20 protein-coding genes are annotated in these 23,997 nt (G+C 35.9%); 18 read left to right on the forward strand and 2 right to left on the reverse strand.

Features of this window, described 5'->3' with window-relative positions; translation table 11 throughout:
* The first annotated feature begins 53 nt into the window (after positions 1 to 53).
* The 15 genes from DRF57_RS12525 to DRF57_RS12595 all read left to right on the forward strand — a co-directional run bounded on the left by DRF57_RS12525 (position 54) and on the right by DRF57_RS12595 (position 18,191).
* On the forward strand, positions 54 to 800 hold the full coding sequence (locus DRF57_RS12525; RefSeq protein WP_047494853.1) for an electron transfer flavoprotein subunit beta/FixA family protein: 747 nt from the start codon (positions 54 to 56) through the stop codon (positions 798 to 800).
* Positions 801 to 885: 85 nt separating this feature from the next.
* Positions 886 to 1,833 carry an electron transfer flavoprotein subunit alpha/FixB family protein gene (locus tag DRF57_RS12530; protein WP_047494850.1) on the forward strand — a complete coding sequence of 316 codons (948 nt, stop codon included), beginning with the start codon at positions 886 to 888 and terminating at the stop codon, positions 1,831 to 1,833.
* 180 nt (positions 1,834 to 2,013) lie between these two features.
* The gene (locus DRF57_RS12535) at positions 2,014 to 2,613 is read left to right on the forward strand and encodes a bifunctional nuclease family protein (RefSeq protein ID WP_047494847.1); all 600 of its coding nucleotides are present in this window, start codon (positions 2,014 to 2,016) and stop codon (positions 2,611 to 2,613) included.
* Between the two features lie 21 nt (positions 2,614 to 2,634).
* Positions 2,635 to 4,017 (forward strand): nucleoside permease, encoded by a 1,383-nt coding sequence (locus DRF57_RS12540; protein WP_047494844.1) that lies wholly within the window; start codon positions 2,635 to 2,637, stop codon positions 4,015 to 4,017.
* A 296-nt stretch (positions 4,018 to 4,313) separates the two neighbouring features.
* Positions 4,314 to 4,718 (forward strand): hypothetical protein, encoded by a 405-nt coding sequence (locus DRF57_RS12545; RefSeq protein ID WP_115918821.1) that lies wholly within the window; start codon positions 4,314 to 4,316, stop codon positions 4,716 to 4,718.
* 23 nt (positions 4,719 to 4,741) lie between these two features.
* Entirely contained in the window at positions 4,742 to 5,131 is a 390-nt protein-coding gene (locus DRF57_RS12550) for a hypothetical protein (RefSeq protein WP_123863318.1), read from the forward strand.
* 10 nt (positions 5,132 to 5,141) lie between these two features.
* Positions 5,142 to 6,320, forward strand: a complete 1,179-nt coding sequence (locus DRF57_RS12555) for a thiolase family protein (RefSeq protein ID WP_084083908.1) — start codon at positions 5,142 to 5,144, stop codon at positions 6,318 to 6,320.
* A 106-nt stretch (positions 6,321 to 6,426) separates the two neighbouring features.
* Positions 6,427 to 7,917, forward strand: a complete 1,491-nt coding sequence (locus DRF57_RS12560) for an MFS transporter (protein WP_047494829.1) — start codon at positions 6,427 to 6,429, stop codon at positions 7,915 to 7,917.
* Positions 7,918 to 8,068: 151 nt separating this feature from the next.
* Positions 8,069 to 10,249, forward strand: a complete 2,181-nt coding sequence (locus tag DRF57_RS12565) for a T9SS type A sorting domain-containing protein (protein ID WP_228450379.1) — start codon at positions 8,069 to 8,071, stop codon at positions 10,247 to 10,249.
* A gap of 163 nt (positions 10,250 to 10,412) precedes the next feature.
* Positions 10,413 to 10,748, forward strand: a complete 336-nt coding sequence (locus DRF57_RS12570; RefSeq protein WP_115918823.1) for a hypothetical protein — start codon at positions 10,413 to 10,415, stop codon at positions 10,746 to 10,748.
* Positions 10,745 to 12,580 (forward strand): T9SS type A sorting domain-containing protein, encoded by a 1,836-nt coding sequence (locus DRF57_RS12575; protein WP_115918825.1) that lies wholly within the window; start codon positions 10,745 to 10,747, stop codon positions 12,578 to 12,580. The genes DRF57_RS12570 and DRF57_RS12575 overlap by 4 nt, the downstream gene beginning before the upstream one ends.
* A gap of 155 nt (positions 12,581 to 12,735) precedes the next feature.
* Positions 12,736 to 14,904, forward strand: coding sequence for a T9SS type A sorting domain-containing protein (locus DRF57_RS12580; protein WP_115918879.1), 2,169 nt, complete (start codon positions 12,736 to 12,738; stop codon positions 14,902 to 14,904).
* Between the two features lie 189 nt (positions 14,905 to 15,093).
* Positions 15,094 to 16,020: a mevalonate kinase family protein gene (locus DRF57_RS12585; RefSeq protein WP_047495939.1), complete on the forward strand. Its 927-nt coding sequence runs from the start codon at positions 15,094 to 15,096 to the stop codon at positions 16,018 to 16,020.
* Positions 16,021 to 16,030: 10 nt separating this feature from the next.
* On the forward strand, positions 16,031 to 16,960 hold the full coding sequence (locus DRF57_RS12590; RefSeq protein ID WP_115918827.1) for a UbiA family prenyltransferase: 930 nt from the start codon (positions 16,031 to 16,033) through the stop codon (positions 16,958 to 16,960).
* Between the two features lie 64 nt (positions 16,961 to 17,024).
* Positions 17,025 to 18,191 carry a proline dehydrogenase family protein gene (locus DRF57_RS12595; protein WP_115918829.1) on the forward strand — a complete coding sequence of 389 codons (1,167 nt, stop codon included), beginning with the start codon at positions 17,025 to 17,027 and terminating at the stop codon, positions 18,189 to 18,191.
* A 468-nt stretch (positions 18,192 to 18,659) separates the two neighbouring features.
* Here the strand turns inward: DRF57_RS12595 and DRF57_RS12600 are convergent, their stop codons facing one another.
* A complete protein-coding gene (locus tag DRF57_RS12600) occupies positions 18,660 to 19,205 on the reverse strand; it encodes a helix-turn-helix transcriptional regulator (RefSeq protein WP_084083914.1) in 546 nt (181 codons plus the stop codon).
* Positions 19,206 to 20,176: 971 nt separating this feature from the next.
* Between DRF57_RS12600 and DRF57_RS12605 the strand changes: the two genes are divergently transcribed.
* Complete coding sequence (locus DRF57_RS12605) at positions 20,177 to 21,286, forward strand: M14 family zinc carboxypeptidase (RefSeq protein ID WP_115918831.1); 1,110 nt, start codon at positions 20,177 to 20,179, stop codon at positions 21,284 to 21,286.
* Between the two features lie 51 nt (positions 21,287 to 21,337).
* Here the strand turns inward: DRF57_RS12605 and DRF57_RS12610 are convergent, their stop codons facing one another.
* Entirely contained in the window at positions 21,338 to 21,838 is a 501-nt protein-coding gene (locus DRF57_RS12610; protein WP_047495868.1) for a DUF4920 domain-containing protein, read from the reverse strand.
* Between the two features lie 142 nt (positions 21,839 to 21,980).
* Between DRF57_RS12610 and DRF57_RS12615 the strand changes: the two genes are divergently transcribed.
* Together DRF57_RS12615 and DRF57_RS12620 are read left to right on the forward strand one after the other, a co-directional pair.
* A complete protein-coding gene (locus tag DRF57_RS12615) occupies positions 21,981 to 23,390 on the forward strand; it encodes an APC family permease (protein WP_115918833.1) in 1,410 nt (469 codons plus the stop codon).
* A gap of 163 nt (positions 23,391 to 23,553) precedes the next feature.
* Positions 23,554 to 23,994 carry a GPW/gp25 family protein gene (locus DRF57_RS12620; RefSeq protein WP_047495934.1) on the forward strand — a complete coding sequence of 147 codons (441 nt, stop codon included), beginning with the start codon at positions 23,554 to 23,556 and terminating at the stop codon, positions 23,992 to 23,994.
* Positions 23,995 to 23,997 lie beyond the last annotated feature (3 nt).

Genomic DNA, 23,997 nt, shown 5'->3' on the forward strand with positions numbered 1-23,997 from the left:
GCATAAACCGTTGTTGGTTTTGTGCGTAAAAGGGAAAAAATAAAATAGTACACATGAAAATATTAGTTTGTATTAGTAGTGTTCCGGATACTACTTCGAAGATTAACTTTACAGCAGATAAATCTGCTTTCGACAAAAACGGAATTCAGTGGGTAATTAACCCTTTAGATGAATTTGCGTTAACAAAAGCGGTTAAGCTTCAGGAATCTCAAGGAGCTACTGTAACTGTAATTAACGTAGGAGACGCTGCTACAGAACCGGTAATCAGAAAAGCTCTGGCGATTGGTGCAAATGATGCTGTAAGAGTAAACCTTGATCCTAAAGACAGCTATTCTACAGCGAAAGAAATCGCTGCTGTAGCTCAAAACGGAGGATATGACCTTATCCTTTGCGGGAAAGAATCTATCGACTATAACGGTGGTTCAGTTCCGGGAATGGTTGCTCAATTGCTAAACCAGCCTTTCGTTAACGCGTCAGTAGGATTAGACGTGAATGGAAGCGAAGCAACTGCTATAAGAGAAATTGAAGGAGGAAAAGAAACTATTTCTGTAAAGCTACCGGCAATTATTGCAGGTCAGAAAGGATTAGTAGATGAAAAAGACCTTATCATTCCGAATATGAGAGGAATTATGTCTGCAAGAACAAAACCTTTACAGGTAGTAGAACCTACTTCTTCTGAAGTGAAAGTTCAGGGAGTATCTTATGATAGCGTTCCTCCAAGAGCTGCTGTAAAAATGGTTTCTCCGGACAATTTAGATGAGTTGGTAAGATTACTTCACGAAGAAGCTAAAGTAATCTAGTATTGAGGTAGAGGCAAAGTTTGGGTCCCACTCAATCCTTAGCCTTAATCTAAACCCTTATTTTAATCTTTAAATTATTTTAAAAATGGCAGTATTCGTATACGCAGAAAATATAAACGGAGTTTACAAAAAAGCAGCTTTTGAAGCGGTTTCTTACGCTAAAGCTGTTGCTGATAAAGCTGGAGATACAGTGACAGCAATCACCGTAAACCCTACTGATTCTTCAGATTTATTATATAAGTATGGAGCATCTAATGTAATCAATATCAAAGACGAAGGTCTTAAGAGCTTTTCAGCAAAAGCATATGCTCAGGCTGTAAGTGAAGTATTAGACGGAAATATTATCGTTTTCCCTCATACTACTGACGCTTCTTCAATTGCTCCAATGCTTGCAGTAATGAAGAACTATTCTTTACTTACTAACGCTTTGGAAGCTCCCGAAAGTCTTTCACCTTTCCAGGTAAAAAGAAAAGCATTCTCAGGAAAAGGATTTATGCATGCAAAAGCTGAAGGAAACGGAGTTATTGTTACTGTTTCTCAGAACGCTTTCGGAGTAAAAGAAAATGCTGTATCCGGTTCAGAAGAAGTGAAAAACCTTTCAGTAGCTAACGAAGATACTAAAGTGATCTCTCACGAGCAGAGCTCAGGGAAATTAGACCTTAAAGAAGCAGAAGTTGTAGTTTCTGCGGGAAGAGGTATGAAAGGACCTGAAAACTGGGGTATGATTGAAGAGCTGGCTAATGTTTTAGGAGCTGCTACAGCATGTTCTAAGCCTGTTTCTGATATTGGATGGAGACCTCACACAGAGCACGTAGGACAAACAGGTAAAGCTATTGCACCTAATCTTTACATTGCTGTAGGGATTTCGGGAGCTATTCAGCATCTGGCTGGAGTAAACTCTTCAAAAACTATTGTTGTCATCAACAGTGATGCTGAAGCACCTTTCTTCAAGTCTGCAGACTATGGAGTAGTAGGAGACGCTTTCCAGATTATCCCTGCACTAACAGAGAAAATCAAAGCATTAAAAGGATAAAAATGAATGGAAAATAGCCTGGGAGCTCTGCTTGTTAATAGTAATAATTCACTTGCAGCGTAACCCTAACTATTGACCATTGATCGTCATACACAATACAATAAAAGCTCGGCTTTCCGGGCTTTTATTTTTGTGTGAAAAAGTAAAATCACAATAAAAAATTAATCTATATTTGTAGCTATGGATTATAAGCAGCTAATTATTCGCGGAATATCGTATAGTCAGACCCAATCGGGGGCTTACGCATTGTTATTGGAGCATGAAGAAACACACATAAAATTACCTGTTGTTATAGGAAATTTCGAAGCCCAGTCTATCTCTTTAGGACTGGAAAAAGATATTCATCCGCCACGTCCTCTTACCCATGACTTATTCACAAAATTTATAGTTTCTGCCAATTATGAATTGGTTTCTGTTATTATTTATCAGATTGTAGATGGTGTTTTCTTTTCAAACATCAATTTTAAAAGTAAAACGACTGAGGAAGAATTAATCCTTGATGCCAGAACTTCTGATGCTGTTGCAATGGCAGTAAGATTTGATGCGCCTATTTTTACGACCCAGCAGGTCTTAAACGAAGCCGGAATTTTACTGGAACTGGAAGATGTAGCAAAAGAAGAGCAGGGCTTTTCAGAAACTGTGCAGAATGAAGACAACTTAACATCCCTTTCTATGGAGGAACTTCAGAAATTATTGGATGATGCCGTTAGAGAAGAAGATTATGATACTGCTCTTGAAATTCAGGAAGAAATTAAGAGGAGGAAAAAGAAAATTGATTAAAAGAGATACTTTATATAAACTATGAATTTAAAATTACGACTGACCATCCTCAGTTTTCTCCAGTTTTTTGTCTGGGGAGCATGGCTGATTACGATGGCTAACTTCTGGTTTGGCACAAAACATTGGGAAGGAACACAGTTTGGAGCTGTCTTCGGAACAATGGGAATTGCTTCCATATTTATGCCTACCATTACTGGGATTATTGCTGACCGTTGGGTAAACGCCGAGCGTATTTTCTCAGTTTTGCATATCCTTTACGGGGCTATTCTTTTCATTTTGCCGCATTCTGCTGATCCTAATTCTTTCTTTTCGGTGATGCTTGTGGCAATGTGTTTTTATATGCCTACCATTGCCCTTGCCAACTCTATTTCCTACACCATCCTTAAAAACAATAATTTGGATGTAGTAAAAGATTTTCCACCAATTCGTGTGTGGGGAACTATTGGTTTCATTGTGGCTATGTGGATTACAAATCTTACAGGGAATAAAGCAACTGAAGGACAGTTTTATATCGGAGGGGCAATAGCAATTGTTTTAGGAATCTATGCCCTTACTTTACCGAAATGCCCGCCACAAAAATTAATAGACAAAACAGCTCCTTTATCTGAGCAATTAGGGCTTAATGCATTTAAGCTTTTTGGGAACTATAAAATGGCTTTGTTCTTTTTGTTTTCAATGCTTTTGGGAGCAGCACTTCAGCTGACAAATGCATATGGTGATGTATTTTTAAGTGAATTTGCCCATTTTCCAAAATATGCAGATTCATTTGTAGTACAGAGATCTACTATTATTATGTCTATTTCTCAGGTTTCAGAAACCCTGTTTATCTTGGCAATACCTTTCTTCTTGAAGAAATTTGGAATTAAAAAAGTAATGTTAATGTCTATGCTGGCATGGGTGTTAAGATTTGGATTCTTTGCCTATGGTGTTCCGGATGGCTATGGATTATCATTAATCATCCTTTCTTGTATTGTATACGGAATGGCTTTTGACTTCTTTAATATCTCAGGATCTCTTTTTGTGGAGACCACTACAGATAAGAATATCCGTTCTTCTGCTCAGGGGTTATTTATGATGATGACCAATGGATTTGGAGCTGTTTTTGGAAGTTATATTGCAGGGTGGGCTATAGATAGATTCTTTACCCATAAGTTTACCACTGCTTCAGATCTTTCTGCGTACTTGGATACAACAGCTGACAATCCTACTTTCCTGGAGATTTTAAAAACAAGTTTTAATGCAGTTGTGAATTCTGATGGAACGCTTTCTTCAGTGGTTATGGTGAAAGACTGGCAGCAGATATGGCTTTCTTTTGCTATTTATGCCTTAGTACTTGCTATATTTTTTGCTATACTGTTTAGACATAAGCACAATCCGGAAGAGCTGTCTTCAATAAAACATTAATTCAATTAATCATAAAAAATAAAAATTGCACTTTTGTCATGAAAGTGCAATTTTTTATTAAAGACCTTTTAGGGAATAAGTTTGGTTCCCGTAAACTGCTAATCAGGGATGAAAATTGCATGATAAATTACAATTTTAATTTTCTCTTTTGATAATAAAAATACCATTTTATTATTAAATAGATATTTTAAGCAAAGAATATTTGTTATTAATTATTGTTTTTATGTGAATGTTCTGTTTTTGAAATACATCATTTGGAAATGTGTTTTTTTTCGTATTTTGGCACTTTAGTAAATATGAAAAACATTCAGTTATTAGGACTTTTATTAGTGGTTATAGGGAGTTTTTTACCTTTGGTACATGTACCTATTATCGGAAATTGGAACTATTGGAAACTTGACCACTATTTAGCCATCACGTGCTGGCTTTTTGCAGCATGTGCCGTCTTTGGAATCGTAAATAACAATACGAAGATCGTAAGGTTTTTTGGTATTCTGCTGATCCTATTCTTTATATTCACATTGATCGCAGTGAAAATGCAGTCTTTAGATTATTTCAGCTTTTTACCTTTTAAATCATGGAGAGAAACCTTTGCAGGGGTCGTAAAACTGAAATGGGGCTGGGGAGTAGAGTTTCTGGGAGCCTTACTGATGATCGCCGGAGGAAGGAGTAAAAAAGTAAATAATAGAACACAGATATGAGATTTTTTAAAATTTTTCCGGTAATGATGATATTACTGGGTGTTTCACAGGTTAAAGCTCAGAGATTTGAACTGAAAAAACCGGATAACCCGGCCAAATGTGCCAGTATAAAAGAAGGAAGATTCGTTCGCGTAGACTATCCTGCCGGAATTTGGAATATGACCATTAAAGACAATGTTCAAACGGAATATTTTAATAATGGTAAAGAATATATAAAATCATCGCTTGTTTTTTTGAATGACTGTAGTTATAAAGCCATAGTCATAGAGAAAACAGCTCAAAATGATCGCATAAAGGTTGGTGATGTCTTCAGCAATATCATTACGAAGACTCAGGACAACTATTTACAAATACAGACACGTATCGGGAACTCTCAGATAGAGCTGATATATGCAAAAGCAAAATCAAAATAAAATTATACACATGAAAGAAGTATTCATTGTTTCCGCAGTAAGAACTCCGATGGGGAGTTTTATGGGAAGCTTATCAACAGTTCCGGCTACAAAGTTGGGAGCTACTGCAGTAAAAGGAGCATTAGATAAAATTGGTCTTGATCCTAATAATGTTCAGGAGATCTATATGGGGAATGTACTGCAGGCTGGAGAAGGTCAGGCACCAGCTCGTCAGGTAGCTTTGGGAGCGGGTCTTTCAATACATACACCTTCTACTACTGTAAATAAAGTTTGTGCTTCAGGAATGAAAGCTGTAACAATGGCTGCACAGGCTATTAAAGCAGGTGACGCTGAGGTAATTGTTGCTGGTGGTATGGAAAATATGTCTTTAGTACCTCATTACTATAATGCAAGGGTAGCTACAAAACTGGGTGATATCAAAATGCTGGATGGTATGGTATTAGACGGTCTTACAGACGTATACAATAAAGTACATATGGGAGTATGCGCAGAAAAATGTGCTGCTGACTATAATATTACAAGAGAAGAACAAGATAATTTTGCAGTAGAATCTTATAAAAGATCAGCAAAAGCCTGGAGCGAAGGGAAATTTAATGACGAAATCGTACCGGTTTCTATTCCTCAAAGAAAAGGAGAACCTATCATCTTTGCAGAAGATGAAGAATATAAAGCTGTGAATTTCGACAGAATTTCAACGCTTCCTACTGTATTCAAGAAAGAAGATGGTACGGTAACGGCTGCTAATGCTTCTACATTAAATGACGGTGCTTCAGCTTTAATTCTTGTTTCTAAAGAGAAAATGGAAGAATTGGGGCTTACACCTCTAGCAAAAATCGTTTCTTATGCTGATGCAGCACACGAACCTGAAAACTTTACAACAGCTCCAGCAAAAGCATTGCCTATTGCTCTTAAGAAAGCAGGATTGGAAGTTTCAGATATTGATTTCTTCGAATTTAATGAAGCTTTCTCTGTAGTAGGACTGGCTAACAATAAAATTTTGGGATTGGATGCTTCTAAAGTAAACGTAAATGGCGGTGCTGTTGCATTGGGACACCCACTGGGAAGTTCTGGTTCAAGAATTATCGTTACATTGATCAACGTATTGAAGCAGAATAATGCAAAATATGGTGCTGCAGCTATCTGTAATGGTGGTGGTGGTGCTTCTGCAATCGTGATTGAGAATATCTAATATTCTGTATAGTAATACATTACCATTAAGGAATGGATAATTTTTTTAAAAACTTATTCATTTCTTAATGGTTTTTCTATTTTTGTGCTACTAATATTTAATTGAAATGTCTGAAACTGAGAATCGACAGCCTAAAAACATAAAAAATAATCCAAAGATTATGAAAGCCTGGGCAGTATATGACTGGGCCAATTCTGTATACTCTTTGGTTATTACTTCTACTATTTTTCCTATCTATTATTCTATTCTTACCACTGCGTATGAAAAAAAGGAATATGTAGCAGAAACAAAAAAGTGGATTGATGTTCCGGTAAGGCACATGATCAAAATTTTTGGAGAAGAATATCAACCGGATGCCGTGTATGGATATTCTTTAACGATATCATTTTTTGTAGTGGTATTGCTTTCTCCATTTTTGTCCTCATTGGCTGATACCATTGGAAATAAAAAATCATTCCTGCAGTTTTTCTGTTATCTGGGAGCTACCTCATGTATGGGATTAGCGATGTTTACAGGAATGCACAATGTATTTCTGGGCCTTCTTTTCAGTATAACCGCCAGTATAGGGTTCTGGGGAAGTTTGGTCTTCTACAACTCATTTCTGCCTGATATTGCCACACAAGATAAACAGGATGCTCTTTCTGCAAAAGGATATGTATATGGTTATCTTGGATCTGTAGTCTTGGTAGTAATTTGTTTAATATTAATCCAGGTTTTTGCAAAAGGAGCAGCTCAACAGTTATTATTTACAAGAATAAGCTTCTTACTGACCGGGGCATGGTGGTTCGGTTTCTCTCAGTACACGTTCAAGCATCTTCCCCAATTTGGAGATGTGAAAGATAAATTACCTAAGGACCTTGTCTTGTTAAACTATAAAAACATCTTTAAAAAGCATGAAGAGCAGGGAGGTTTTTTTGAGGTATTAAAAGACAATATGAGCTTTTATAAAGATATTGCCAAAGAAAGTTTTCATGAATTGTTTAAAGTGGGTGGAGTTCTTTTTAAAGACAGAAACCTTAAATTCTTTTTATCAAGTTTCTTCTTTTATAGTGTAGGAATGCAGACCATTTTCCTGATGGCAACATTATTTGGGAAAAGTGAGATCAACCTGGCACAGGATAAACTGATCGGTACCTTATTGGTGATTCAGATTGAAGCCATCATAGGAGCTGTAATATTCTCAAGGCTATCCAAAAGAATTGGTAATAAAAATGTAATTTCCATTGCTATCGTATTATGGATTGTAGCCTGTCTGTGGGCCTATTTCCTAAATAAAGAAAACCCTACAGTGGAATATCAGTTCTACGGTGTTGCTGCAGTAGTAGGATTGGTAATGGGTGGTCTTCAGGCCATGTCCAGATCTACTTACTCGAAACTGCTTCCGGTAGACTCTATGGAGAATACCACTTATTTCAGCTTTTATGATGTATTGGAGAAAATTGCGATTATCATCGGTACATTTATCTTTGCCACTCTTATTGAGCATTTCAACAATATGCGTATCGCAGCTTTATCAATGACTGTATTCTTTGGAGCAGGGCTCGTATTGATCCGCTTCCTGAAGGTTACCATGCGAAAAGAGAGAGATACCTTATAAAAATATAAAAGACGTTAATTTTAACGTCTTTTTTTTATAATTTAATTTACGGATTACGATATTTTAAAATATTATTAGAAATTAGCATTAATTTTTCACTACGTTTTGATTTTTTTTGTTTATTTGCTGAGTGAATAAAATTATCAAAATCATGAAAAAAGTTCTATTGATTTGCTTCATGCAATGTTTTGTTTTGGGGTTTTCCCAGAAATTGAAACCGGTTGCTCAGAAAATTTCGGAATATCATAATGGTAAAATAGAGTCTAAAACGTATGACCTGTTTGAAGTTAATAACAACACGGATAAGCTGGCAGAATACAGAAAGTCTGCAACAGATATTAGTGTTATTTCCCTAAAATCTTCCGAGCTGAAGAGACTCGTTAATGACAAGCCTGACCTTATTGAAATTACATTTCCTTTTGCCGGAGGACGGCAGATTACCGTAGAAATGTATAAAAATCAGATTTTCACCAACAGTTTCAAAGTGGTTACCAATACCGGGAAAACAGTCAATTATACTCCGGGAGTTTATTATCAGGGAATTGTAAAAGGAAATAATAATTCCATTGTGGCCTTTAGTTTTTTTAATAATGACGTTGTAGGAGTAGCTTCTACCCCGGAACTGGGAAATATAGTCGTTGGAAAAGCTAAAAATTCTGAAGATTTTGTAAGCTATTCAGACTCTAAATTGACAGGGACAAACCCTTTTATCTGTGGTGTTGATGAATTGAAAGAAAACAATGATCAAAAAATATCATACGATCCGAATGCAAATAAGAATACAACATTAACTCAGAATTGTGTTCGGGTTTATTATGAAGTTTGTTTTAAGCCCTATCAGAATAACGGTTCCAATACAACAACCGTTACCAACTGGCTTACAGCTATTCATAATAACATTGCTACGTTATATACCAATGACGATATAAAAACAGCCCTAAGCGAGATCTATATCTGGACTACCCAGGATCCTTATACAGGAAGCCCAAGCAGTAATTTAAATAAATTTTCAGCTGCCAGACAAACTTTTAACGGTGATCTTGCCCATTTAATTAATACTCCGAGTACTACAAGTATTGCTTTTCTGAATTCCCTGTGTAAAACCTACGCACATGCGTATTCCGGGATTTCTCAGACGTATAATAATGTGCCGGTATATTCATGGACTATTCAGGCGATGACTCACGAAATGGGACACGGCTTAGGGTCTCCGCATACTCATGCTTGTGCGTGGAACGGAAATAATACTCCCATTGACTGGTGTGGACCCACAGCAATGCCTTCCATCATAAACAGCGAAGGACTTACATGTACCAGTAATGTTCTGCCACCATCAGGTACCATTATGAGCTATTGCCATCTGATGTCAAACATCGGGATTAATTTCAGTAATGGTTTTGGTACCCAGCCGGCAGCTTTAATTAGAAGTACAATAGACTCCAAACCATGCCTTGGTACCAATTGTACAACATCATGTGTTCCAAGTATTTCTTCTATAGCGCCCACTTCTACTACACAGAATTCTGCCAATATGTTCATTACGGATGCTATATCTTCCTCATGGAAGTATAAAGTTTCTAAATTGGATGGAACTAATGTGACTACAGGAAATACAAACTCTCCCTCTTTCAGTATCGCAAATCTACAGCCGGGAACATACTATAAAGTTGACGCTGTAGGTCCATGTGCAAATGAAACATATTATCAAAAATCAGGTCTGGTTCTTACCGATGCAGATTGGTGTGGAGGAGTGCCGTTTACAGATACGGGAGGTTCTGCCGGAAGTTATAAAAACAATGAAGAACTGGTAAAAACATTTTATCCTGCCTCAGGTTCCTCTATGACCATGACATTTACAGCATTTGACCTTGAAGAAGATTATGATTTTATGTATGTGTATAATGGGCCTTCTACGGCTTCACCAGTATTTGCTAATGGAAATAATCTGACAGGAAATACCGTTCCCGGTCCGTTTACATCAACAGATCCTTCCGGTGCTATAACTGTAAAATTTGTTTCTGATGCAGGAGTTACCGCAAATGGCTGGAATGTGAATTTCTCCTGTAATGTTTTGGGAGTGGCAGATGTTAACACGAAAAATAACTCAATAAACATCTATCCTAACCCTGCAAAAAATATGATTGTCATTTCATCCGATGAAACATTAAAATCCTATAAAATTTTTGATGAAGCGGGAAGGTTGGTGTCTTCAGCCTCTTCTTTGAAAGGGAATAAAACAGAAGTAAACCTTTCTTCCATACAGACAGGAAACTATGTAATCAGTATAGAAACAGAGAAACAGACAGTAAACAAGAAACTGATAAAACAATAATAAAAAGTGTTCTCATAATGATATAGAAGTAGAGATCATAAAATAATAGATAAACCATAGTAGAATTATTTCTGCTATGGTTTTTTTATACATTATTAATCTTTATTTATGAGTTTACCTTAATATGTGGGTATTATTTGTATTTTTAATTTAAAAATTAATAATGATTAAAAAAATTCTAGTGTTTATTGTGTTGTTTTGGAATTTTTTCAGTTTTGCTCAGGAGATTAAACCTGTAGCCAGAAAAATCCATGAATATGAGAAATTAAACTACCGTGCGCCAAGGTATGGCCTATTTGATGTGAAAAACCTTGATAATATGGTTGATCTCAGAAAAATAGCAACTGATGCTACCATCTTTGGTCTTGATCAGCCAAAATTAAAAAGATTAATGGCTGAAAGCCCCGAATTTCTTGAAGTATCTTTTCCTTTTGACGGAGACAAAGAAATCACTGTTCAGCTGTATAAAAAGCAGATTTTCACCGCAGATTTAAAGTGAAAACTAAAAAAGATGAACTTGTACCTTACCATCCGGGAATTTATTATCGTGGCATTGTAAAAGGAGATGATCAGTCTATTGTATCTTTCAGCTTCTTTGATAATGATGTGGTAGGAATTATTTCGACACCAGCGTTGGGAAATATCGTCCTGGGAAAGATGAAGAATTCAAGCGATTTCGTAAGTTATTCAGAATCTAAGCTGACTGTACAAAACAGTTTTATCTGTGGGGCAGATGAATTGATGGAAAATAGGATTCAAAGGCCATCACTTGACCCTGAGCAACTCACAAGAAGAACCATGACCGATAATTGTGTACGGGTATTTTATGAAGTAGGCTACAAACCTTATCAGGGTAATGGATCCAATACAACTGCTACCATTAACTGGATGACTGCTATTCATAACAGTGTTGAAACCTTATATTTTAATGATGATATTAAAATCTCTTTAAGCGAAATATATGTGTGGACAACGCCGGATCCATATACAGGAGGGGCAGATGCCAATCTGGGAATGTTCAGAAGTAACAGACCTTTTTTTAATGGCGATATTGCAGAGCTCATAACTGTTCCTGGAGGTCAGGGCATGGCATATCTCAACTCATTGTGTTCAGATCTGAAATATGGTTTTTCTCCTGTTGCCATAAATTATGATCAATTTCCAATGTTTTCAATAACGATCTATACTATTGCCCATGAGATGGGGCATGGATTAGGCTCTCCTCATACTCACGCCTGTGCCTGGAATGGTAATAATACAGCTATTGATGGCTGTGGAGCCCTAGGTGGATCTCAGGGAAGTGTTTGCCCAGGGCCACTTCCGGGACCGGGAGGAGGTACTATTATGAGTTATTGCGGTTCGGTTTCCGGAGTTGGAATTAATTTTGCCAACGGATTTGGGCAGCAACCAGCCGAGTTAATAAGGAATATGATTAATTCAAAAGCCTGTCTGGGTACGAACTGTACTTCTTCATGTGAAACCACTATATTGGATCTTAGTATTACGGATATAACGCAAAGCACAGCGAGCGTTTTTATTATAGATGGTACTTCCATATCATGGAAGTATAGGCTCTCTAAAATGGATGGGACCATTGTGCAGTCAGGAACCACTAATTCAAACAGTTTTAATTTAAATAGTTTAGCTCCCAATACCTATTACAATTTATATATAGGAACAGACTGTTCCGGGTCCTCAGCCTTCCAAAAACACAGAACATTTTTAACAGATGGAGACTGGTGTGCAGGAGTACGGTTTACAGATTCGGGAGGTACTTCAGGAACGTATTCTAATGATGAAAAGCTTACCAAAACTTTTTACCCACTGTCCAATTCTAAACTGACCCTGGTTTTTAGCGAATTTAATTTGGAAAGCTTTAAAGACTATATGTATGTGTATAATGGCCCTTCTGCAGGATCGCCTTTATTTCCAAATGGGAATAATCTTACCGGCTATATTGTTCCCGGACCATTTGTGTCTACAGATCCTACCGGAGCAATTACGGTTGAATTCTTCTCTGATGCTACTGGTACAGCTAATGGATGGAATGCAGGATTCCTGTGTAAATTTTTAGGAGTGGAAGATATCGATGTAAAAGATAATACCATTTCAATCTATCCAAACCCTGCCAAAACAATGATCATCATTTCATCAAAAGAAAATTTAAGATCCTATAAAATTTTTGATGAGGTAGGAAGAGTAGTAACCTCGGCATCTTCTCTGAAAGGGAATAAAACAGAAATAAATCTTTCTTCCATACTAACAGGAAATTATATAATCAGTATTGAGACCGAAAAGCAAACGGTAAATAAAAAACTTATAAAGCAATAACATAATGGGTTCTCCTATGATAAAATAATAGCTAAACCACAGTGAAATTATTTCTACTGTGGTTTTTTTATACATTGATGATTTTTATTCTTCTTTATGTATAGATATGCAGTGATATGTGTGTATTTATTTATATTTTTAACAAAAAATTAATAATGATTAAGAAAATTCTAATGTTTACTGTGTTGTTTTGGAATTTTTTCAGTTTTGCTCAGGAGATTAAACCTGTAGCCAGAAAAGTCCATGAATATGAGAAATTAAACTACCGTGCTCCAAGGTATGGCCTATTTGATGTGAAAAACCTTGATAATCTGGTTGATCTAAAGAAAATAGCACCGGACGCCACGGTTTTTAACCTGAATGTACCCAAGCTAATGAGGTTACTTGCCGAAAGTCCCGAATTCCTTGAGGTCTCTTTTCCTTTTGACGGAGACAAAGAAATCACCGTTCAACTGTATAAAAAGCAGATTTTCACCGCAGATTTTAAAGTAAAAACCAAAAAAGATGAACTTGTACCTTACCATCCGGGAATTTATTATCGCGGCATTGTAAAAGGAGATGATCAGTCTATTGTATCTTTCAGCTTCTTTGATAATGATGTGGTAGGAATTATCTCAACACCAGCGTTGGGAAATATCGTGCTGGGAAAGATGAAGAATTCAAGCGATTTCGTAAGTTATTCAGAATCTAAGCTGACCGTGCAAAACAGTTTTATCTGTGGTGCAGATGAATTGAAGGAAAATAAAATTCAAAAAACAGCACCTGATCCGGGGCAGCTCACAAGAAGAACGATGACTGATAATTGTGTAAGAATATTTTATGAAGTAGGCTACAAACCTTATCAGGGTAATGGTTCCAATATAACCGCTACCATTAACTGGATGACCGCTATTCATAACAGTTTAGAAACCATTTACTTTAATGATGATATTAAAGTCTCCTTAAGTGAAATATATGTGTGGACCACACCGGATCCTTATACAGGCAATTATGATCCCGATCTAGGAGTGTTCAGAAATGGCAGACCTTATTTTAACGGTGATATTGCCCAGCTGGTGACCTCACCTACAGCTACCGGATATGCCTACATCAATTCTCTATGTTCAGATTTGAAATATTGTTACGCACCGGTTCAAATCAATTATCAGCAGTTTCCAATGTATTCCTGGACGGTCAACGTAACTACCCACGAAATGGGGCATGGACTAGGATCTCAGCATACCCATGCCTGCGTTTGGAATGGTAATAATACAGCCATTGATGGCTGTGGCACTCAAAGTGGAAATCAGGGAAATGCATGTGCAGGGCCAATTCCGGGATCTGGAGGAGGTACTATAATGAGCTACTGCCACTTGGTGGGCGGAGTGGGAATCAATTTTGCCAATGGATTTGGACCACAGCCCGCTGAGTTCATAAGGAATACAATTAATTCAAAAGCTTGTCTGGGTACCAACTGTACCTCTTCCTGTGAAGTCACTGTGCTGGATGTAAGTATTACCGACATCACACAGAATTCAGCAAGTGCCTTTATTATTGATGGATTTTCGTCAACATGGAAATATAGACTCTCCAAAATGGACGGAACTATTGTACAGTCAGGAACTGTTAATTCCAATAGTTTTAATATAAACAACCTGGATCCGAATACCTATTATAATTTATCCGTTGGAAGTGAATGCTCAGGTTCGTCAGCTTACCAGAAATACAGAACATTTTTAACAGACGGAGACTGGTGTGCAGGGGCACGATTTACAGATTCAGGAGGTGCTTCAGGAAGATATTCTAATAATGAAAAGCTGACCAAAACTTTTTATCCTCTGTCCAACTCCAAACTGACCTTGGTTTTTAGCGAATTTAATTTGGAAAATTTTAAAGACTATATGTATGTGTATAATGGACCTTCAGCAGGTTCTCCACTATTTCCAAACGGAAATAACCTTACAGGGACTTTACCTCCGGGGCCATTTGTATCTACAGATCCTACCGGGGCCATTACAGTTGAGTTTTTCTCTAATGAATCGGGTACAGGTAATGGATGGAATGCCGGATTCCTGTGTAAATTCTTAGGAGTGGAAGATATAGCGGTGAAAGATAATACCATTTCAATCTATCCGAATCCTGCTAAAACAATGATCATCATTTCATCAAAAGAAAATTTAAAATCCTATAAAATTTTTGATGAAGCAGGAAGGTTAGTATCTTCAGCGTCTTCTTTAAAAGGAAATAAAGCAGAAGTACATCTCTCTTCCATACAGACAGGAAACTATGTAATCAGCATAGAAACTGAGAAACAGACGGTAAATAAGAAACTGATAAAACAATAATTTTAAAAATACAACAAAAAGCCTGATTTGATCAGGCTTTTTGTTATATTAATGTCAACATCTTTGCTTTATGAGAATGATGGAAAGCCGAAAACCAGGGGTTCAGCATTAAATAAATCTGAATTCGGTCCAAGTTTTGCTTATATTCAGCAGAATAATTTTAACTTTGCAAAAAGATTTATTGTCAACATGACGAACCCTCTATTTTATGCAAAAATAATCCTGTTTGGAGAATATGGAATGATTGAAGATTCCCAGGGGCTTGTAGTACCTTACAGCTTCTATAAAGGAACTTTAAAATTTTCAGATCTGAGCTCTGAATTTGAGCTTAAATCAAACAGACATCTGCAGAAATATGCTGATTACCTTACCGTACTTGATCTTTCCGACGATTTTAAATTAGATATCAAGAGCTTTAAGACTGATATATCAAACGGACTTTTCTTTGATTCCAATATTCCTCAGGGATATGGAGTAGGAAGTTCAGGCGCTTTAGTAGCTGCTATTTTTGAAAAATATTCAGTCAGTAAGCTGAATGCTGAGAGCATTTCAAAAGATAATCTTAAAAAATTAAAGGCAGTTTTCGGAGAAATGGAAAGTTATTTCCATGGTAAAAGTTCAGGAATGGATCCGTTGATCTGCTATATGAATTTACCTATACTGATCGAAAATAAAGAGAATTTAGACCGGGTATCAATCCCTAATGGCGAAGAAGGCAAAGGAGCTATTTTCCTTATCGATTCAGGAATAACAGGAGAAACCGGACCCATGATTCAAATTTTCTTTGAAAAAATGAAAACGGAAGGTTTCCGTAAAACACTGAAAGAAGAGTTTATTCGTTACAATAACGCATGTATAGAAGCTTTCCTTAAAAAAGATATGAATCCGTTCTTTAGAAATTTAAAGAAACTTTCTCATTGGGCCTATGAACATTTCCGTCCTATGATTCCTGAAAGTATTTTTAATATCTGGAAAAAAGGTCTGGATTCCAATGCTTATTACCTTAAACTCTGCGGAAGTGGTGGAGGCGGGTATATCTTAGGATTTACCAAAGACTATGAAAAAGCAGAAAAAATGCTTGATGGTTTCCAAAAAGAGGTGATTTACAGATTTTAAACAGGTTGGAATGAATTCTGAAAAAGAAACTTTCCAATCTGAAAATTATATCTCTAAATCTTTATTTTATAGATTCTCACAATTCGTGGGCTTTATGCTCGGAGCCCGCTTTTTTGTAGCCGCTCTGCTGACATTTGCCCTCTATGTTTCCACTTTTTTCCTCTTCAATCAGGATGAAACATTCAGGAATTTTGTATTTGACTTCAAAGTTCATGGCATTATTTTCTGTACCGTTCTTACCATTTTAGCCGGTGGAATTATCAACCAGTTTTATGATCTGGAGAAAGATCATATTGTAAAACCTTTCAGAACCAGAATTCAGAGCTTTATTAAGCAGAAATACTTTTTATATGCTTATCTGGTATTAAGTGTTATTTCTTTGGGAGTAGCCTGGATGATTTCCCATAATGTTTTCTTCTTTTTTCTGGTATACCAGTTTTTTATGTGGTTCTACAGCCATAAACTGAGCAGAATACTGATACTCAACAATCTCACTTTTGTAAGCCTTACCTTATACCCTTTCTTTGGAATGATGGTATATTATGAAACTTTTTCCAGAAAAATAATTCTGATGGCTGTGTTTCTTTTTCTGATCCTTCTTTGTATTGATATTGTAAAAGATACATTGACCAGAAGCGTAGATAAAGCATTCGGGTATACCACGATTCCAAACTATTTTAAAACTAAGAATACAAAAGCCATTCTTATCTCTCTGCTGCTGATCACAATGGCTGTTTCAATGAAAATCATTACCAAAACAGGGGTGGCCGGTTTTATGGCTTATTATTTTGCCGGTGGATTATTTGTGATGATTATTTGTATTTATCTGCTTTTAAATTCTTCAAGGAGAAGTAACTTCTTTACAATTAATATATTACGTTTTTGGGTTTTTGTAGGAATTATTGCAATGCTTTTGAACGGAATTGAGAGTAAATTATAAAAAAAATTCTTTAAATAAACTGAGGTTATTATTACCTTTGTAAAACTAAATTTAATAAATAGGAATGCCCATTTTTAATGATACTAAAGTTGCATTTGCAGATAAATCTGATGCACAACTGAGAAAGGCTTACTGGATGTTTAAAATGATTGAACAGCCTGCACTTACCAGCCTTGGAACATCTGTCCTTAATTTTACAGTACACAATAATTTTCCTTTCGTAACAGGAATTGTAAAAAACACTCTGTTTGCTCAATTCTGTGGAGGAGAAACCCGTGAAGAAAGTATGAAAGTTGTAAAGCAGCTTTTCAAAAGAGGAGTTGGAAGTATTTTCGATTACTCTATTGAAGGGAAGGAAGATGAAGAAACTTTTGATGCGGTGTGTAAAGAGATTAAGGATATTGTAAGGTTCTCAGTAGGAAATCCGGCAATTCCTTTTATTGTTTTCAAGCCTACAGCATTTGGAAGGATTGATTTGTATGAAGCCGTTGGAAAAGGAGCAGAGCTTACTACAAGCCAGAAAGAAGAATGGGAAAGAGTGGTAAAGAGATTTGATGAGGTATGCAGCCTTTGCCACGAAAATGATAAAAAAGTAATGGTAGATGCAGAAGAAACCTGGATGCAGGACGCAGCAGATCACCTTTGCGAAGAAATGATGGAGAAGTATAACCAGGAAAAACCTATCGTTTGGAATACCATCCAGATGTACAGAACTGGAAGACTGGAATACATGGAAGCAAACCTTCAGAGAGCAAGAGAAAAGAACTATTTCATAGGCTACAAGATTGTTCGTGGTGCTTATATGGAGAAAGAAAGAGCCAGAGCAGAAGAAAAAGGATATGCAGATCCGATTCAGCCTACCAAAGATGCTTCAGATAAAAACTATAACGCAGGAATTGATTTTGTAATGAATCACCTGGATAAAGTTTCTGCTTTCTTTGGAACCCATAACGAAGTTTCTTCAGAACTGATTATGAATAAAATGAAAGCCAAATCTTTGAACAGCGACAATCCTCACGTTTATTTTGGACAGCTTTACGGAATGAGTGATAATATCACTTTCTATTTGTCTGATAAGGGCTATAATGTGGCTAAATACCTTCCATATGGACCTGTAAAGGATGTTGTTCCCTATCTGACAAGAAGAGCTCGTGAGAACACTTCTGTGGCTGGGCAAACAGGGAGAGAACTGGGACTTATTAAAAAGGAACTGGAAAGAAGAAAAAAATAACAGTTGTTATAAACAAATAGAAAGCTCACAGAAATGTGGGCTTTTTTTATGATGCTGGTATAAGAAGTATAACAGATTTAATGTCAATTTATTAAGTTTGAAAAAACAATCCAAATTAAAGATATTAAACCTAATTCTTGTTTGTGTTATATATATCGTAAAATAATTTTATTTTTATTGTTGATTTAATTTTAAATTATTATATTTGGTTAATAATAAAAAACTAATGCATGAAAATACTTTCCACTGATTACCCCTACTGATGATAGTTTTACTCCGGGATCAGTTTCATTATTTTTCTAATTATAGCTGGACGGGGTATCATCTCTGAATAGAGTATGATTAATCAAAAAACAGGAAAATATAAAAATACGGATTCGTAAATTTTTAAAAATAAAATAAAGCAATAGCTTTAGTTTTCTTCTTCAAATATTTTTTAGCCTGACCATTTTTTTGGTCAGGTTTTTTTTAAGGCTCAAAACTTTCGAATTTTCCATTTTCATAGAACAAAACAATACGTTTTATCTTATTCGTTTGATTTCCAATAGCTTGGCTGATAATTTGATCTGCTGAATTTTCTAATCGCTGAGAATCCGATATTTTTTCCTGAGCTTTACTTTGGGCCGGTATAACCGATTCTGCAGGGCCTTCCCCGGGAAGCTCTGCTTCCATCTCGTCAGTTCCAAATTCATCATCGGTATTCATCATAGTGAAAAGATCGGGTAGAGGTGTTGGCCTTCCTTTTTCTTTTTCATCATCATGAGCCTCTTCTTCATGTACTGTTATTTCAGGAAGTGAAGATTTCAGCATCTCTCCCTCACCGGTAACCAGCCAGTCCCAAAGAAGTTCCGGGAAACGTGATTTTATTTTTATGATAAACTCCAGAGAGGGTTTATTTCTGCCTGAGGTAATATGTGAAATGGATGATCGTTGTACATCAATCTCATCAGCAAATTCGGAAGGCGTAAAATTAGAATACTCTATAACTTGTGAAATTCTCTCGTTTAAACTCATAAAAATAAGCTTTTAATTATGTTACAAATGTAAATATTATAATTTACAAAAACAAACTACAAGTGTAAATTAAGAGCTTATTTTATTGAATACAAATGTAAACCGCATGTAATTAATAGTAAAACAGTATGATACGTATTAATTACAATTGTATCTAGATAATAATCTGATTATTTACAGCGTACATTAAGCTCCATGATATTGTCTATTTTGAACCGTTTTTTCCCAATAAAGCTTGATTATAAATGTAAATTATAAGACTTTTCCAGGGTATTTTGGGAGATAATTTTCTATTTTTTACTATTTACATTATTAATCTGCTATATTCTTACAAAGAAGATATAATAAGACCCAATACTGGCTTGTAATGCTTTATAACAAGGTTTTCTATTGTGTACAATGGTAAATTAAGAATGTAAATAGGGGATTAATACCACTTTTATAAGCTTTTTAGAGCTAAATATCTCCGTGCCCACCAAAGCAATTTTATTTCATTGGATAAAACTCTTTACTAATAAAAATGGGACTCCATTTCTGATAAAATTCCCGGAATTTCGCTAATTTACAAATGTATAGCAATGTAAAATACGGACTTATCCACATTAGATATGTTTAATAAAATTATGCCTATTTACTATAAAACAAGCTTTTATTCACTTCAAGTATCTTTATAAACATGATTGAGATAGATTTCGTAAAGTGTTGAATTGTAGTTATTTAAATATATTGAATTAAATTATTCGCAATCCACAATTTTATCAACAGACAATATGGCTCTTCATACTGTTTAACAATGTTACATCTGTTAATAGACTTTGATCTCTTTAAATTGAACTATTTCACTCATGTAAACAAATCGATAAGATGAGAAAATTTTCAAATTTTTACTGTTTTTACAGTTGTTTACAGATGTTAATCTGGTTTTTATGCCTTAAAATGGTTAAATTTGATTTTTGTAAACTATTCCAACAATGAATTTTGAACAGATCTATTCCCAACACCCTAATTTTCCTAATCGGTATATTTCCCCTGAAAAATTATTTTCTTACCTACAGACGAATCTCGTCGATTATATTCAGGTGATCGGAAAATCATATTTAGAGAAACCTATATATCAATTGAGCATCGGAACCGGTGACATTCATATTTTAGCATGGTCGCAAATGCACGGAAACGAATCTAATGCCACTCATGCTATGCTGGATCTTTTGGTAAGTTTGGATAAGGCTCCTGAGATGAAAGAAGATTTGTTCAGTAAGATTACACTTGATTTTATTTTTATGCTTAATCCTGACGGGTCAGAAAAGTGGACAAGGCTGAATGCTGCGGATATTGACCTGAACAGAGATTTTCACAATGAAGCCAGTAAAGAGATTAAGTTCCTTAAAAATGCTGCTGCCTCTAAAAAATACGATTATGCCTTGAACCTTCATGAGCAGAGAACTATTTTTACTACCGACGGCATTCATCCTGCTACACTCTCTTTTTTGGCACCTTCTGAAAATGTAGAACGTACCGTCACTGAAAACAGGAAAAAATGTATGGCAGTTATTGGAAGTATTTATCATCATTTAAAAGAAATAATCCCTAATCAGATTGGAAGATATTCTGATGAGTTTTATCCTACATCAACCGGAGACAATTTTATAAAAGCCGGGATGCCGACTATTTTATTTGAAGGAGGACATTTCATAGATGATTATACCAGACAGGGAACCAGGAAATATTATACAGTGGCCCTTTTTTATGCTTTGAAAGCAATAAGCGAACTCAATTCTGAAACTACAGGATGGGAGGCTTATCTTGAAATTCCTGAAAATAAAGAAACCCATTACGATATAGTCTACAGAAATGTAAAACTAAATACGGAACATGAATGCATTCTGGACATTGCTGTTCAGTACAGAGAAATAAAAGAAGATGGAAAAGATGAGATTTCTTTTATCCCTTTTGTAATGGAAGTAGGAGATGTGAAAAAACGAAAAGGTTGGCTGGAAATAGATTGTACAGGAAAGAAATTTATTTCTGAAACGAAATATCCCAAACTGGATGCAGTAGTAAGTTTTACGATAGAAGATTAAAAAATACGGCAATCTCTTGATTGCCGTATTTAGTTTTTATATACAGAAGCCTTAGTTAACGACTTTTATTCCGTTAGCTACAAATCTGATTTCCTCTTTAGGCTGAGTGATGGCGTCAATTTCTGACTGTGGTTTCTTAGCATCTTCCGCATAATGTTTCTGCTCATTTACAGAAGTTACTTTTCTTTCTGCATTGCCTTCCAATACAACGTTTTTACCTTTTAAAGCTGTAGGTACAAAGAATGCATAATCTTTCATTTTTACAAAAAATTTAGAATTATCCTCAGTCTGAATAGTAAGCCAGCATCCTTTTTTATCACATACATCAGTTACTTTACCTTTGATAGCTACGTTTTCCAGCTTTTTGTTTTCTTTTTTAAGCTGTTTACCCAGTTGGTCTACAGTAACAGCTTTAGATTCAGCTCCGGATGCTACGCTTGCTCCATAAGTATCACCTACTAAAGCGTTCCCTGCCGGAGGTCCCACTTCCTGTGCAAAAGCCAGTGAAGAAGCACTTATAGCAGCTGCAAATATGATTGTCTTGAATTTCATTTTATTATTTTTCCCAAAAGTACTAATTAATATTGAATCAAAAATCAATTAAAAGTTGATATAAAACATGTGCGTTATCGAATTTGCAATAAAATTTAAAATAAAAGGCAGATTTGTTTATATTTGACGCCTATACTTGACTATGCAAAAAAAATTGAAACTATGGGACGCCATTATGCTGGTAATGGGCTCTATGATTGGAAGTGGGATCTTCATTGTAAGCGCTGATATGATGCGTAATCTGGGATCCGGATACTGGCTGATTGTTGTCTGGATTATAACAGGAGTGATGACTGTTGCTGCTGCCATAAGCTATGGAGAGCTTTCCGCCCTGTTTCCAAAAGCTGGAGGCCAATACACATATCTGAAGGAGATTTTCGGAAAAAAGATGGGATTCCTTTATGGATGGGGGCTATTTACGGTAATACAAACCGGAACTATTGCAGCGGTGGCAATGGCTTTTGGTAAATTTACAGCCTACCTTATTCCGTCACTTAATGATGCTGCACCTATTTTTCAAAGTGGAGAATTTAAAATTACCTGGATACAGATTTTAGCGATTGCTGTCATTCTCCTGCTTACCTATATCAATACAAGAGGCGTACAAAGTGGAAAAGTGCTTCAGAATATATTTACAGGTTCTAAAATTATTGCTTTACTGGGATTGATTGCAGCCGGATTTATACTGGTTGATTTTTCGCATATGGCTGAAAACTTCAGCTTAGGTACGGACTCATTTAATAATCTAAAAAAAGACTTTAGTGGCAACTTCCTTAAAGAAGGTTGGGAACCCATTAACGGGATGACTTTACTGGGAGGAATTGCTGCCGCTATGGTAGGTTCCGTGTTTAGTTCTGTAGCCTGGGAAAGTGTAACCTTTGTTTCCGGAGAAATTGACAATCCGAAGAGAAACGTAGTAAAGTCTATGATCTATGGAACTTCTGCTGTAATGCTCCTTTATATTGCCGTGAATTTTGTGTATTTAAACGCATTGGACAGAGAAGGAATTGCTTTTGCAACCAATGACAGGGTAGCAGTAGCGGCGTCACAGAACATTTTTGGAAGCGCCGGAACAATTATTATTGCTTTGCTGGTTATGATTTCTACATTTGGATGTAATAACGGATTAATCTTAGCCGGGGCAAGAGTTTTTCAGACTATGGCAAAAGATGGAATGTTCTTTAAATCAGCAGAAAAAAATAACAACAATGAGGTTCCTGAAAATGCCTTATGGATGCAGGGAGTCTGGGCTTCACTTCTTTGTTTGAGCGGACAGTATGGAAATCTGTTGGATATGATCTCTTTTGTAATCGTTTTATTTTATATGATTACCGTTTTCGGAGTGATCTACTTAAGAATCAAGCAGCCTGCCCTTGAAAGACCTTATAAAACATGGCTGTATCCAGTTACTCCAATTATTTATTTAGTGATTGGAACGGGATTCTGTATTCTGCTTTTAATATATAAACAGCAATATACGTGGCCGGGGTTGATCATGGTTGTCCTGGGACTTCCGGTCTATTATTTTATCAACCGGAAAAAAACAAACTGATATCATAATAAGATATAATAGCAGCAGGGCTTTCAATTCAATTTGAAGGCCTTTGTTTTTGAATAATATTTTAAATTATTAAACATTTATTTAGTGAAAATGTGTATTTTGGTATTTCGTTTTTAAGTAAACCTAACCATGAAGTAAAAATAAGAAGTTGATTATGGATACACCAAATTACAGAATGCCTTTTGTACCTTCAACTTTAATGACTGAAGGCGGAAGCATTGATACCTGCGATATGGGGGAAAGTATTGCCCACAATATCATGTTGCTGATTACCACTAAAAAAGGGGAGAACAGATATGATGAAAATTATGGTAATGACGTTTGGAACCTGGAGTTCGATAACGGAGTTACCAGCGCGATCTGGGAAAATGTTTTTGTTAAGAGTCTTAAAAGACAGATTCAGGAGTACGAACCCCGAATTGTACAGCCACAGGTAGATGCCAATATACAATTTGTAGAACACAGCTACGATACCAAAGAGCACACAGAAATCAAAAAGAAAGTAAGAATTGCCATCAATGCAAAAATGGAAGCAACGGGAGAACGTTTCAGTTTTTCAACAGAATTGTTTCTAAGCCCTATGTCTATTGATTAAATG

This window comes from Chryseobacterium rhizosphaerae (genome assembly GCF_003385455.1).
GTDB lineage: Bacteria > Bacteroidota > Bacteroidia > Flavobacteriales > Weeksellaceae > Chryseobacterium > Chryseobacterium rhizosphaerae.